The sequence below is a fragment of the Gibbsiella quercinecans genome (assembly GCF_002291425.1).
Classification (GTDB): Bacteria; Pseudomonadota; Gammaproteobacteria; order Enterobacterales; family Enterobacteriaceae; genus Gibbsiella; species Gibbsiella quercinecans.
Genome location: NZ_CP014136.1, coordinates 3,249,933 through 3,262,604, shown reverse-complemented (window position 1 = coordinate 3,262,604; position 12,672 = coordinate 3,249,933). Strand labels below are relative to the sequence as shown.

The following is a 12,672-nucleotide window of genomic DNA, read 5'->3' as shown; positions in this document are numbered from 1 at the left end:
TGCCATTAATCCCGATTAAATGTCCAGAACTTGCGGTTGCTGTGCCGCATGATTGTGCTCAGTGCCCGCGTAAACTTTCAGTTTACGGAACATTGCACGACCCAGCGGACCCTTTGGCAGCATGCCTTTAACCGCGATTTCAATCACACGCTCAGGACGGCGGGCAATCATCTCTTCAAAGGTCGCTTCTTTGATACCACCGATGTGGCCGGTGTGGTGGTAGTACATTTTGTCATTACGCTTGTTGCCGGTTACAGCAACTTTTTCAGCGTTCAGAACGATGATGTAATCACCGGTATCAACGTGCGGAGTGTATTCCGCTTTATGCTTGCCGCGCAGACGACGAGCCAGTTCAGTAGCGAGACGGCCCAAAGTTTTACCGTCCGCATCAACAACGTACCAGTCGCGTTTTACGGTTTCTGGTTTAGCTGTAAAAGTTTTCATTAAAAGCTTACCCAATAATTAGTTACACGTTGGTGAACACCCAAACGCTCGAAAACAGTTGAGGCTCACACGACCATCAAGTCCAGCAAACCTACCCCTTCGAATAGCCATTGCCGGCACTATAAAGTTTTTGGGAAAAAAACTTTGTTGTAACGTGGGGTCGCAAGATTATAGAGAAGTCGTTTGCAAAGATCGAACAGTTTTTGAATTGAAAAAGCATTTATCGCCGAAACGGGCCCGGAGAAGCGGGCCCAGCATGCGATCACGGCAAATGCGGGCGCTGCAGGTACGCTTCGCTCTGCATCTCTTGCAGGCGCGACAGGCAGCGTTGATATTCAAACTTAAGCTGCGTGCCCTGATAGATTTCCGCCATCGGCGCGGCCGCGGCGATCACCAGCTTAACGTTGCGCTCATAGAATTCGTCCACCAACGCCAGGAAGCGCCGCGCGGTGTTTTCCGCCTCCGTGCCCATGATCTGCACATTGTACAGCATAACGCTATGGTACAGCCGCGACAGCACAATATAGTCGAGCTGGCTGCGCGCCTCTTCGCACAGGGTATGGAAATCAACCGCCAGCACGCCATCTACCGCGCGGATCGCCTGTAACGGGCGGTGGTTAATCGTCAGCACCGGGGCATCGTCGCCAGGCCGGCCCGCCAGCCGCAGGAACATTTGATCCATTTCCTGCCGCGTTTGCGCGTTCAACGGCGCCAGATACAGGTGCGCCTGCGTTAGCGTACGCAGCCGGTAGTCAATGCCCGCGTCGACGTTCATCACCTCACAGAATTCATTGATCAACGCGATCGCCGGCAGAAAACGGGCGCGCTGCAAACCGTTGCGGTACAGATCGTCGGGCGGGATGTTCGAGGTCGCCACCAGCGTAATGCCGCGGGCGAACAGCGCCTGCAACAGCGTTGCCAGCAGCATGGCATCGGTAATGTCCGAGACAAAAAACTCATCGAAACACAACACGTCGGCCTGCGCCTTAAAGCCGTCGGCGACGATCTCCAGCGGGTTTTCATGCCCTTGTAACTCGGCCAGTTCCTCATGAACCCGCAGCATAAAACGGTGGAAATGCAGGCGCAGCTTGCGATCGCCCGGCAGGCTATGGAAAAACAGATCCATCAGCCAGGTTTTGCCACGCCCGACGCCGCCCCACATGTACAGCCCCTGCGCCGGGCGGGTTACCACCGCCGGGGCGCCCTTGCCCAGCCAGCGGCTGAGCGCGCCGCGCAGCCCGGCGGCCTGTGCCGGTGCGGCCGGCGTACGCTGTAGCAACTCATGGTAAATCCCCTCCAGGCGGGTAACGGCCTGGTGCTGAACCTCGTCGGGCTGATACTCGCCCGCCGCCAGCGCCTGCTGGTAACGTGCTAACGGTGACTGTGCCTGCATCTGTTCCCTATTTCCCTTTTATCGTTCAAGCTGCGGCCTGCATGCCGCCCTCCGCCACATCTTGAAATCTAATTACGGCTAATATTTATTTTGCCAATTTTCGGCGCTTATCGGCGCTGCTTCGCACCGTTATCGCCACCGTTATCGCCACTGCGATAACCACCATGCCCCGCCGAGCCGCGGGCAAAAGCGCATCAGGATTCCACTTGGACAAGGTTAACGGTTATAGTGGACATTATTAAATGAAAAATCCCTGCGGAACAACGAAGTCAAAATAGGAGTCATCATGACCTGGGAGTATGCGCTGATTGGTTTGGTGGTCGGTATCGTCATCGGTGCGGTAGCGATGCGTTTTGGTAACCGTAAATTACGTCAACAACAGGTTCTGCAAAACGAACTGGATAAAAGCAAAGCCGAGCTTGAAGAATACCGCCAGGAGCTGGTTGGCCACTTCGCCCGCAGCGCCGAGCTGTTGGATAACATGGCGCGCGACTATCGCCAGCTGTACCAGCACATGGCGAAAAGCTCGAATAACCTGCTGCCGGATCTGCCGATGCAGGATAACCCATTCCGCTATCGCCTGACCGAGTCCGAAGCGGATAACGATCAGGCGCCGGTCGAGATGCCGCGCGACTACTCTGAAGGCGCCTCCGGCCTGCTGCGCGGCGAGCCGCGCCGCGACTAACCTTCCGGTTTCAGCCCGTGGGCTCGCTCCCCCACGGGTTTTACCTTCCGCCCGCCTGATTATCCCCCGCCCGCAGTCACGCTATCCTTTACGGACCTTTACGGAACCCGGTGAACTTTTCACGCAAATTCACGGTCTTAGAGTTCACCAGCATGTCGTCTGTATTCTATTATCATTATTACACCAGCAAGTATTGAGAGAGTTATCATCAATGAATAAAAAATCTTTAATCCTTAGTACATTAGCGATGGCTATCGGTTTATCCACCGCCGCTGTGCCGGCCGCCAACGCCACGCTGCCGGTCGCCGTACAGGGGCAACAGATGCCGAGCCTGGCGCCTATGCTGGAAAAAGTCTTGCCTGCGGTGGTCAGCGTCCATGTTGAAGGCACCCAGGTACAGAGCCAGCAGGTGCCTGAAGAGTTCAAACGCTTCTTCGGCCCGAATTTCCCCACCCAGCGGCAGAACGCCCGCCCGTTTGAAGGGCTGGGTTCCGGCGTAATTATCGACTCCGCCAAAGGCTATATCCTCACCAACAACCACGTGATCAACAACGCCGACAAAATCAAGGTGCAATTGAACGACGGGCGCGAGTTTGACGCCAAGCTGATCGGCCGTGATGAACAAACGGATATTGCCCTGCTGCAGGTGAGCGCCACCAACCTGACCGCCGTGAAGATGGCCGATTCCGACCAGCTGCGCGTCGGCGATTTCGCCGTCGCCGTAGGTAACCCTTTCGGCCTCGGCCAAACCGCCACTTCCGGCATTATTTCAGCGCTGGGGCGTAGCGGTTTGAACCTGGAAGGGTTGGAAAACTTCATCCAGACCGATGCGTCAATCAACCGCGGTAACTCCGGCGGCGCGCTGGTCAACCTCAACGGCGAGCTGATCGGCATCAATACCGCCATCCTGGCGCCCAGCGGCGGCAACGTCGGCATCGGCTTTGCCATCCCAAGCAACATGGCGCAGAAGTTGAGCCAGCAGTTGATTGAGTTCGGCGAAGTGAAACGCGGCCTGTTGGGCATCAAGGGCAGCGAGATGACCGCAGAAATGGCGAAAGCGTTTAATACCACCGCCCAGCGCGGCGCCTTTGTCAGCGAAGTCATGCCGAAATCCGCCGCCGCGAAAGCCGGCATCAAGGCCGGCGATATCCTGATCTCCATCGACGGCAAGCCGGTGAGCAGCTTCGCCGAGCTGCGTGCCAAAGTGGGCACCACCGCGCCGGGCACCACCATCAAAGTCGGTCTGCTGCGCGATGGCAAACCGCTGGAAGTGGCCGTTACGCTGGAAAACAGCGAAAGCGCCAGTACCAATGCCGAAACCCTGTCGCCGGCCCTGCAGGGCGCATCGCTTAGCAACGGCGCGCTGGCGAGCGGCGATCCAGGTGTGAAAATCGACAACGTGACCAAAGACAGCCCGGCTGCGCAGGCCGGCCTGCAGAAAGGCGATGTGATCATCGGCGTTAACCGCCAGCGGGTGAAAAACGTCACCGATCTGCGTAAGGTGCTGGAAGCCAAGCCGCCGGTGATGGCGCTCAACATCGCCCGCGGCGGTGAAACGCTGTATCTGCTGTTACGCTGATTTGGGTTAAACAACCGGGCACGGTAACATTACTGTGCCCGGTTAACTCATGTTATCCTCCGTGGATAACTTCTCTCACATACTAAAACCCCATGTTCGCTAATCTGTTACGTTCTATCGTTATTGGTCTGATCGTCGCCGGGCTGCTGCTGGTCGCCCTGCCCATGCTGCGCCACACCAATAGCCTGTTTGCAGAAAAGCGTGAAAACACCAGCAGCGAAGAGCCACTGAGCTTTAATAAGGCGGTGCGCCGCGCCGCGCCTGCGGTGGTCAATATTTACAACCGCAATGTCGACGGTTCCGTCAATGCCCTCTCGCTCGGCTCTGGGGTGATCATGAACGAGCGCGGTTACATCATCACTAACCGCCATGTGATCAAAGACGCCCAGCAAATCACCGTGGTGCTGCAAGACGGGCGCAAGTATGAAGCTTTACTGGTCGGCTCTGATGGCCTGACCGATCTGGCGGTGTTGAAAATCGCCCCAGGCAATTTACCGGTCATCCCGATCAATGCCCAGCGCGTCGCACATGTTGGCGACATCGTGCTCGCCATCGGCAACCCCTATAACCTGGGGCAAACCATCACGCAGGGGATCCTTAGCGCCACCGGGCGTATCAGTATGAGCACCACCGGCCGCCAAACCTTCCTGCAAACCGATGCCTCGATTAACCACGGCAACTCCGGCGGTGCGCTGGTGAACTCCGTGGGCGAACTGATTGGCATCAATACCCTCACCTATGACAAAGTCACCGACGGCGAAACCCCTGAAGGGCTGGGCTTTGCCATCCCGGTCGCGTTGGCCACCAAGATCATGGATAAACTGATCCGCGATGGCCGGGTGATCCGCGGCTATTTCGGCATCAACGGTGCCGAAACCCTGCAGGGCGGCATCATGGTCACCAAAATCGAACAAGACGGCCCGGCGGCCAACGCGGGGTTGCGCATCAAAGACATTATCATCAAGGTCGACAATAAACCGGCGGTGTCGGTGCTGGAAACCATGGACCAGGTGGCGGAAATCCGCCCAGGCACCGAGATCCCGGTGGTGGTGGTGCGCAACGGTCAACCGATGACGCTGAAAATGGTGGTGGGCGAGTTCCCTGAATACAGCGATTCCAACAGCTAACGACCGGCACCGGCCACTTGTCGCCATAAAATAAAACCCCTTCTCACGCTTGGCGAGAAGGGGTTCTGCAATTCGCCGTTGGGCAGCGATTACTCGTCGGTTTCTTTCACACGCTCGATATTGGCGCCCAGCGCGCGCAGCTTGTCTTCAATACGCTCATAGCCGCGATCGATGTGATAAATACGATCGACCGTCGTCACGCCGTCGGCGATACAGCCGGCCAACACCAGGCTGGCGGAAGCGCGTAAATCGGTCGCCATCACCTGTGCGCCGGAAAGCTGCTCAACGCCGTGGCAAATCACCGTGTTGCTTTCGATTTCCGCTCGGGCGCCCATACGAATCAGCTCTGGCACGTGCATGAAGCGGTTTTCAAAGATGGTTTCAGTGATCACCCCCGTGCCTTCCGCCACCAGGTTCAACAGGCTGAACTGCGCCTGCATGTCGGTCGGGAAGCCGGGATGCGGCGCCGTGCGCACGCTGACCGCCTTCGGGCGTTTTCCATGCATGTCCAGGCTGATCCAGTCTTCGCCGACTTCGATATCCGCCCCCGCTTCGCGCAGTTTCGCCAGCACCGCATCCAGCGTGTCCGGGCGCGTGTTGCGGCAAATCACTTTGCCGCCGGAAATCGCGGCGGCCACCAGGAAGGTCCCGGTTTCGATACGGTCCGGCAACACGCGGTACACGCCGCCGCCCAGGCGCTCTACGCCTTCGATGGTGATTTTATCGGTACCCGCGCCGCTGATTTTGGCGCCCAGGGTGTTGAGGAAGTTCGCCGTATCGACGATTTCCGGCTCACGCGCGGCGTTTTCGATGATGGTGGTGCCCGTCGCCAGCGTTGCTGCGCTCATGATGGTCACCGTCGCGCCCACGCTCACTTTATCCATGACGATATGCGCGCCCTTCAGGCGGCCATCGACAGAGGCCTTGACGTAGCCTTCTTCAAGCTTGATCTCGGCACCCAGTTGTTCAAGGCCGGTAATGTGTAGATCGACCGGGCGGGCGCCAATCGCGCAGCCGCCGGGAAGGGAAACCTGGCCACGGCCAAAGCGCGCGACCAGCGGGCCAAGCGCCCAGATGGAAGCGCGCATGGTTTTCACCAAATCGTACGGCGCACAATACTCATCAACGCCGCTGGCATCCACATACACGGAACCATTGCGCTCAATTTTGGCACCCAATTGATTGAGTAGCTTAATGGTGGTGTCGATATCCCTCAGTTTGGGAACATTCTGCAGCTCGACCGGCTCTTCCGCCAGCAAGGCGGCAAACAGAATTGGCAGGGCGGCATTTTTCGCCCCGGAAATAGCCACTTCCCCACTCAGGCGGGTCCGGCCCTGCACACGAAATTTATCCATTTGACTACTCTCAGTTATTCATTCAACAAGCCGCTAGCCGAAGGGGCGAGCCGCCTTAAAATCCATTGAGTTTGCGATCCCGCTGCCACTCTTCCGGCGTAAAGGCCTTGATCGACAAGGCATGGATGCGGTTATCTGCAATATACTCCATCAGCGGCGCATAGACCGTCTGCTGTTTTTTTACACGGCTCATCGCGGCAAACATTTCACCCACAACGATCACCTGAAAGTGACTGCCGTCACCCGAAACGTGTACTTCATCCAGTGCCAACGCGTTCATCAGCACGTCTTTAATTTCATTATTTTCCATAGTATCCAGTTCTGCTGCAAAAGGATCATAAACAGCCTGACATCTTAGTGGAATACGGCGCGTTCTTAAACCAAAGAAAAACGCACAAAGGCAGGCACCTGGGTTTTTATTTGCCACAGGGCGGGAGCGGAACAAGCGATAAAAAAATGCCGGTCATGCATAGCTGACCGGCATGAGATTGCCAGGCGATGGGGCGTTACGCTTCTTGCGCGGCGCCCACCGGCATGATATCGCGCAGATTATAGAGCGTAATCAGGGTGTTGAGCTTATCGGTGACCCCGTCGATACGCAGATCTATGCCGCGCTGCCGCTGCTGTTCGCGCAGGTGCAGCAACAGCGCCAGGCCGGAGGAATCAACGCGCTGCAGCTGCGCCACGTCGATGGCCGTTTTGCCGGCCAGCAACTTATCGCGCTGCTGCCACAGCGGCAGCAGGGTATCGCGATCCAGGTGGCCGCTTAGCACCAGCCGATCCTGCTGTTCCTCAAAACGCAGTGCGTCCGCCATTACTTCTTCTGATCCAGCGTAATCGGCTGCTGTGCCGCGGCCTGCAATTGCTTCGTTAGCCCGTCCACACCGGCGGTGCGCAGGGTGGAAGCCCATTCGTTCTGTTTGGTGGTGATCATGCTGACGCCTTCGGCAATCATGTCATAAGCCTGCCAGTAGCCCGTGCGGGTATTTTTGCGCCACTGGAAGTCCAGACGCACCGGCGGACGGCCGCCGTTATCAATGATGGTAACGCGGATAGCGATAATGCTGGCATCGCCCAACGGTTGTTCCGGCGCAATCTGATACGTTTGCCCATGATACAGCGCCAGCGCCTGGCCGTACGCCTGTTCCAGATAAGACTGGAACGCGGTGAAGTAGGCTTCACGCTGCGCCGGGGTCGCGTCTTTGTAATAACGGCCCAGCACCAGTGCGCCTGCATATTTCACCTGTACATAGGGCATCAGTTCGTCATGCACAATAGTGCGCAGATAGTTGGGATCCTGTTTGATTTTCGGCTGTTCATCTTTCAGGCGATCGAAGGTTTTCTGCGCCGCCTCGTGCATCATGCTGTAGGGGTTGGTCTGATCTGCCGCCATTGCCAGCGGGGCAACTACGGCCAGCAGAGCAACCATCATTAAACGTTTAAACATGCAGGCTTCCTCTCTCAGTGTTCAGGGGTCGGTTGCGGTGCGCGACCGTCGGTGGGTGCCGCGGCCGCATCTTCCGATTTGGCTGCGCTGTCCTGGCCGCCACTTTTATACAGGAATTGGCCAATCAAATCTTCCAGCACCATGGCGGATTTGGTGTCTTGAATAGAGCCGCCGTTCTTCAGAATGGCCGTGCCCATTTCCGGATCCTCAAACCCCATGTTCAGCGCCAGATACTGCTCGCCCAGCAGGCCGGAGGTGCGGATCGCCAACGAACTGGTGTCGGGAATGTGGTTGTATTGCTCTTGAATATCTATCGCCACCCGTGGGGTATAGGTATTGGGATCGAGCGAAATATCCGCCACACGCCCAATCACCACGCCGCCGATCTTCACCGGGGAACGCGCTTTCAAACCGCCGATATTGTCAAAGGTGGCGTAGATGCGATAGGTGTGTTCGCTACCGATTGATTTCAGGTTGGCCACCTGCAGGCAGATAAAAATGATGGCGCCCAGCGCAATCAGCATGAATAGCCCAACCCAGATTTCACTCTTCTTCGTTTGCATCGAATCAATTCCCAAACATCAGTGCTGTCAGCACGAAATCCAATCCCAGCACCGCCAGCGACGAGTGCACCACGGTACGGGTCGTTGCCCGGCTAATTCCTTCGGAGGTCGGAATGGCGTCGTAACCGTTAAAGATAGCAATCCAGGTAACGGTAATGGCAAACACCACGCTTTTGATCAGGCAGTTAAGCAAATCCTGCCGCCATTCGACCGCCCCTTGCATCGCCGACCAGAAAAAGCCGCTGTCGATGCCCTTCCAATCCACGCCCACCACCGAACCGCCCCAGATGCCGACGGCCACGAAGATGATCGTCAATAGCGGCATGCTGATAAGCCCGGCCCAAAAGCGCGGGGAAACAATACGGCGCAGCGGATCGACCGCCATCATTTCCAGGCTGGAGAGTTGTTCCGTCGCCTTCATCAGGCCGATTTCCGCCGTCAACGCCGAGCCGGCGCGGCCGGCGAACAACAACGCGGTGACCACCGGCCCAAGCTCGCGCAGCAGCGACAGCGCCACCATCATGCCCAGACTGGCTTCCGCACTGTAAGTGGTGAGCACCAGGTAGCCCTGCAGCCCCAGCACCATGCCGATAAACAACCCGGAGACCATGATAATCAATAACGATTGCACGCCGACGTTGTATAGCTGCTTGATCAAAAGCGGCCATTGCTTACGCGGCTCAGGCCGCCCAACCAGCGCGCCGAACAACATCAAACCGGCACGCCCAAAGGTGGTGCTGGTATGGATGCCGCGGCGCCCCAGGGCCGCTAACGCCTGTAATAACATAAGGATACTTACTCCCTCTTACCTAGCAGATCGGCCTGATAATCGCCGGCCGGATAACGAAACGGAACCGGCCCATCGGCAATACCATCCAGGAACTGACGCACGCGCGCATCGGGGTTGCTTTGTAATTGCTGCGTGCTTCCTTGTGCAATCACATGGTGATCGGCAATCAGATAGGCATAGTCGGCGATGCTCAGCACCTCCGGCACATCGTGCGAAACCACAATGCAGGTGATGCCCAGCGCATGGTTCAATTCATCGATAAGCTTCACCAGCACCCCCATGGTGATAGGATCCTGGCCAACGAACGGCTCATCAAACATGATCAGCGCCGGGTCCAGCGCAATCGCGCGCGCCAGCGCCGCACGCCGGGCCATACCGCCGGACAGCTCATTGGGCATCAGGTTAGCCGCCCCGCGCAGGCCCACGGCCTCGAGCTTCATCATTACCGTGCTGTGCAACAGCGGCGCCGGCAAACGGCTGTGCTCCCGCAGCGGATAGGCAACGTTTTCAAACACGCTCAGATCGGTAAACAGCGCGCCCGACTGGAACAGCATGCTCATTTTTTTACGTGCGTGATACAGCTGGTGGCGCGAGAGCGCCGGGATATTATCGCCATCAAACCAGATTTCACCGCGATCGGGCACCAACTGGCCGCCAATCAGGCGCAGCAGCGTGGTTTTGCCAATGCCGGACGGCCCCATGATCGCCGTAACCTTGCCACGGGGAACCACCAGGTTGATGTCTTCAAATATCAGCCGACCGCCGCGAGAAAAATGCATCCCGCGCACTTCGACCAGATTTTCTGCCTTTTGCTGCATATTAATGAGCCCTTTGCGGCTTTTACTTATCCGTATGTTAAAACAATGCGCCCGATACGTCTCATTTTTACAAAAACTTACCTTCTGCCGTGCGCCGAATAACACCCGGTAAGCCAGGCGCAAAAGCGCCTATTGCAGGCCCAGCGACGGCGCGATTCTGCTGCACCAGCACGGCGCGATGACTGATTTTACTTTTGCCCCGCACACGGTCAAAATTAGCCGCATAAATGAAAAAAATGAAGCTGTTCAAATGTTAGCCGGCAACGCTTTTATGCACCACCGCGGCCCACAACGCCGCGCATAAAGATAGCCGGGCAGTGATTTTTAACCAACGAACCGGGATGATTATCCACTAAAGGGCTCTGCATGTTTCTCGCAATCGCGTTATTGATCGTTGGTTTATTTTTACTGGTGTATGGCGCTGACCGTTTAGTTTACGGTGCGGCCGTGATTTCCCGTTCGCTCGGCGTGCCGCCGTTGATCATCGGGATGACCATTGTCGGTATCGGCACGTCGCTGCCGGAGTTGATTGTTTCCGTCACCGCTGCGCTGAACGGGCAGATAGATATGGCAGTGGGAAACGTTTTAGGTTCCAACATTACCAATATATTACTGATTCTTGGCGTAGCCGCGCTGATTCACCCGCTTTCAGTTCAATCCGAAATCCTGCGGCGCGAACTCCCGCTAATGTTGGCAGTCACAGTGCTGTGTGGCTTCGTGTTGATGAATAACACCCTCAGCCGGCTGGACGGCCTACTGCTGCTGGCTGCAGCGGCCGGGTTTATTCTGCTGATGCTGAAGATCGCCCGCCGGGCCCAGCAACAGGGCAATGACAGCCTGACCGTCGAACAACTGGCCGAATTGCCGCAGGACAGCAGCAGCACCGTCGCCATCCTGTGGCTGGTGTTGGCGTTTATCATTCTGCCGCTCTCGTCGAAGATGATTGTCGACAACGCCACAGTGATCGCCCACTACTTCGGCCTCAGCGAACTGGTGGTGGGCCTGACGATTATCGCAGTCGGCACCAGCCTGCCGGAACTGGCCACGTCTATCGCCGGCGCACTGAAGGGCGAAGATGACATGGCGATCGGCAACATCATCGGTTCGAATATTTTCAACACGGTGATCGTGCTGGGCGTGCCCGCCCTGCTGTCGCCAGGCAGCGTTGATCCGGCCGCATTCCACCGCGATTACTGGGTCATGCTGGCGGTCAGCATCATATTCAGCGCACTGTGCATCGGCCGCAAACATCGCATCGGTCATCTGGCGGGCGCTCTGTTATTATGTGGCTTTATTGCGTACCTGGCGGTGCTGTTCTTTACGCCACTCAGTACGTTCGGCTTCGGCCAATAGTCTGCGGCAACAGGCCAACGGCAACCGTGCGTGCGCCGGCCCGCTGAACTGCCAGAAAAACAACGCTGTTGTAGCGTCAAGCATGGCGCATACAAACCGATGGGAATGACGTATGTCAAACATTCAGTTGCAACCCGGCTTTGATTACCAGCAGGCCGGCAAAGAGGTACTGCGGCTCGAGCTTGAAGGCCTGACCCAGCTCGATCAATATATCAATGCAGACTTCACCCGCGCCTGCCAGACCATCGCCGCCTGCAGCGGCAAAGTGGTGGTGATGGGCATGGGCAAATCCGGCCATATCGGCTGTAAAATTGCGGCGACCCTCGCCAGCACCGGCACGCCATCGTTTTTCGTGCATCCGGCAGAGGCCAGCCACGGCGATCTCGGCATGGTTTCCCGCCAGGACATCGTGTTGGCCATCTCCAATTCCGGTGAATCCGCTGAAATTCAGGCGCTGATCCCGGTGCTTAAACGCCAGCAAATCACGCTGATTTGCATGACCAACAACCCGGAAAGCACCATGGGGAAAGCGGCGGATCTGCACCTGTGCATTAAAGTGCCGCAGGAGGCTTGCCCGCTGGGCCTGGCGCCAACCACCAGCACCACCGCCACTCTGGTGATGGGCGATGCGCTGGCGGTGGCGCTGCTGCAGGCACGTGGTTTTACGCCGGAAGATTTCGCCCTGTCGCACCCCGGCGGCGCGCTGGGCCGCCGCCTGCTGCTGCGCGTTAGCGATATCATGCACAGCGGCGATGAAATCCCCTATGTCAGCGCCGGGGCCTCGCTGCGCGACGCCTTGCTGGAAATCACCCACAAAAACCTGGGCATGACGGTTATCTGCCGCGAACCGATGAAAATCGCCGGTATTTTTACCGATGGCGACCTGCGCCGCGTGTTTGACATGGGGATCGACCTCAACAATGCTAAAATCGCCGATCTGATGACCCCCGGCGGCATCCGGGTGCCCCCGAATACCTTGGCGGTCGATGCGCTGAACCTGATGCAACAGCGGCACATTACCGCCCTGCTGGTTGCCGATGGCGACCAATTGCAGGGTGTGGTACATATGCATGACATGCTGCGCGCCGGCGTCGTTTAAACCGAGCAGCATTTGCCCG

Annotated in this window: 14 protein-coding genes; 5 read left to right on the top strand and 9 right to left on the bottom strand. The window is 57.4% G+C overall.

Annotated features, from left to right (window positions below):
• Window positions 1-15 precede the first annotated feature (15 nt).
• Window positions 16-444 (bottom strand): 50S ribosomal protein L13, encoded by a 429-nt coding sequence (gene rplM / locus ACN28Q_RS15145; protein WP_004958166.1) that lies wholly within the window; start codon window positions 442-444, stop codon window positions 16-18.
• A 262-nt stretch (window positions 445-706) separates the two neighbouring features.
• The gene (gene zapE, locus ACN28Q_RS15140) at window positions 707-1,837 is read right to left on the bottom strand and encodes a cell division protein ZapE (RefSeq protein WP_095847102.1); all 1,131 of its coding nucleotides are present in this window, start codon (window positions 1,835-1,837) and stop codon (window positions 707-709) included.
• A gap of 286 nt (window positions 1,838-2,123) precedes the next feature.
• Here zapE and zapG point away from each other — a divergent pair, with 286 nt between their 5' ends.
• From zapG to degS, 3 genes are all read left to right on the top strand, one after another.
• Complete coding sequence (gene zapG / locus ACN28Q_RS15135; protein WP_095847101.1) at window positions 2,124-2,522, top strand: Z-ring associated protein ZapG; 399 nt, start codon at window positions 2,124-2,126, stop codon at window positions 2,520-2,522.
• A 211-nt stretch (window positions 2,523-2,733) separates the two neighbouring features.
• Window positions 2,734-4,101 (top strand): serine endoprotease DegQ, encoded by a 1,368-nt coding sequence (degQ, locus tag ACN28Q_RS15130; protein WP_095847100.1) that lies wholly within the window; start codon window positions 2,734-2,736, stop codon window positions 4,099-4,101.
• Window positions 4,102-4,193: 92 nt separating this feature from the next.
• Window positions 4,194-5,228 (top strand): outer membrane-stress sensor serine endopeptidase DegS, encoded by a 1,035-nt coding sequence (degS, locus tag ACN28Q_RS15125; protein ID WP_095847099.1) that lies wholly within the window; start codon window positions 4,194-4,196, stop codon window positions 5,226-5,228.
• A gap of 89 nt (window positions 5,229-5,317) precedes the next feature.
• Here degS and murA read toward each other — a convergent pair whose 3' ends face one another.
• From murA to mlaF, 7 genes are all read right to left on the bottom strand, one after another.
• The gene (murA, locus tag ACN28Q_RS15120; protein WP_095847098.1) at window positions 5,318-6,583 is read right to left on the bottom strand and encodes a UDP-N-acetylglucosamine 1-carboxyvinyltransferase; all 1,266 of its coding nucleotides are present in this window, start codon (window positions 6,581-6,583) and stop codon (window positions 5,318-5,320) included.
• A gap of 55 nt (window positions 6,584-6,638) precedes the next feature.
• Window positions 6,639-6,893, bottom strand: coding sequence for a BolA family iron metabolism protein IbaG (ibaG, locus tag ACN28Q_RS15115; RefSeq protein WP_095847097.1), 255 nt, complete (start codon window positions 6,891-6,893; stop codon window positions 6,639-6,641).
• A 196-nt stretch (window positions 6,894-7,089) separates the two neighbouring features.
• Window positions 7,090-7,398, bottom strand: coding sequence for a lipid asymmetry maintenance protein MlaB (mlaB, locus tag ACN28Q_RS15110; RefSeq protein ID WP_095847096.1), 309 nt, complete (start codon window positions 7,396-7,398; stop codon window positions 7,090-7,092).
• Window positions 7,398-8,030 (bottom strand): phospholipid-binding protein MlaC, encoded by a 633-nt coding sequence (gene mlaC, locus ACN28Q_RS15105; RefSeq protein ID WP_095847095.1) that lies wholly within the window; start codon window positions 8,028-8,030, stop codon window positions 7,398-7,400. Before mlaC ends, mlaB begins: the two co-directional genes overlap by 1 nt.
• Before the next feature lie 14 nt (window positions 8,031-8,044).
• On the bottom strand, window positions 8,045-8,593 hold the full coding sequence (gene mlaD, locus ACN28Q_RS15100) for an outer membrane lipid asymmetry maintenance protein MlaD (protein ID WP_095847094.1): 549 nt from the start codon (window positions 8,591-8,593) through the stop codon (window positions 8,045-8,047).
• 4 nt (window positions 8,594-8,597) lie between these two features.
• A complete protein-coding gene (mlaE, locus tag ACN28Q_RS15095; protein WP_095847093.1) occupies window positions 8,598-9,380 on the bottom strand; it encodes a lipid asymmetry maintenance ABC transporter permease subunit MlaE in 783 nt (260 codons plus the stop codon).
• Between the two features lie 8 nt (window positions 9,381-9,388).
• On the bottom strand, window positions 9,389-10,201 hold the full coding sequence (gene mlaF / locus ACN28Q_RS15090) for a phospholipid ABC transporter ATP-binding protein MlaF (RefSeq protein WP_095847092.1): 813 nt from the start codon (window positions 10,199-10,201) through the stop codon (window positions 9,389-9,391).
• A 366-nt stretch (window positions 10,202-10,567) separates the two neighbouring features.
• On the opposite strand from mlaF, the gene ACN28Q_RS15085 reads away from it, so the two are divergent.
• Window positions 10,568-11,554, top strand: coding sequence for a calcium/sodium antiporter (locus ACN28Q_RS15085; protein ID WP_095847091.1), 987 nt, complete (start codon window positions 10,568-10,570; stop codon window positions 11,552-11,554).
• A 112-nt stretch (window positions 11,555-11,666) separates the two neighbouring features.
• Window positions 11,667-12,653, top strand: a complete 987-nt coding sequence (kdsD, locus tag ACN28Q_RS15080; RefSeq protein WP_095847090.1) for an arabinose-5-phosphate isomerase KdsD — start codon at window positions 11,667-11,669, stop codon at window positions 12,651-12,653.
• Window positions 12,654-12,672 lie beyond the last annotated feature (19 nt).

Coding starts and splice junctions, on each gene's coding strand:
- mlaC (WP_095847095.1), bottom strand. CDS start 8,030: ATGTTTAAACGTTTAATGATGGTTGCTCTGCTGGCCGTAGTTGCCCCG.
- kdsD (WP_095847090.1), top strand. CDS start 11,667: ATGTCAAACATTCAGTTGCAACCCGGCTTTGATTACCAGCAGGCCGGC.
- mlaD (WP_095847094.1), bottom strand. CDS start 8,593: ATGCAAACGAAGAAGAGTGAAATCTGGGTTGGGCTATTCATGCTGATT.
- ACN28Q_RS15085 (WP_095847091.1), top strand. CDS start 10,568: ATGTTTCTCGCAATCGCGTTATTGATCGTTGGTTTATTTTTACTGGTG.
- zapG (WP_095847101.1), top strand. CDS start 2,124: ATGACCTGGGAGTATGCGCTGATTGGTTTGGTGGTCGGTATCGTCATC.
- rplM (WP_004958166.1), bottom strand. CDS start 444: ATGAAAACTTTTACAGCTAAACCAGAAACCGTAAAACGCGACTGGTAC.
- degQ (WP_095847100.1), top strand. CDS start 2,734: ATGAATAAAAAATCTTTAATCCTTAGTACATTAGCGATGGCTATCGGT.
- degS (WP_095847099.1), top strand. CDS start 4,194: ATGTTCGCTAATCTGTTACGTTCTATCGTTATTGGTCTGATCGTCGCC.
- ibaG (WP_095847097.1), bottom strand. CDS start 6,893: ATGGAAAATAATGAAATTAAAGACGTGCTGATGAACGCGTTGGCACTG.
- mlaB (WP_095847096.1), bottom strand. CDS start 7,398: ATGGCGGACGCACTGCGTTTTGAGGAACAGCAGGATCGGCTGGTGCTA.
- mlaE (WP_095847093.1), bottom strand. CDS start 9,380: ATGTTATTACAGGCGTTAGCGGCCCTGGGGCGCCGCGGCATCCATACC.
- mlaF (WP_095847092.1), bottom strand. CDS start 10,201: ATGCAGCAAAAGGCAGAAAATCTGGTCGAAGTGCGCGGGATGCATTTT.
- zapE (WP_095847102.1), bottom strand. CDS start 1,837: ATGCAGGCACAGTCACCGTTAGCACGTTACCAGCAGGCGCTGGCGGCG.
- murA (WP_095847098.1), bottom strand. CDS start 6,583: ATGGATAAATTTCGTGTGCAGGGCCGGACCCGCCTGAGTGGGGAAGTG.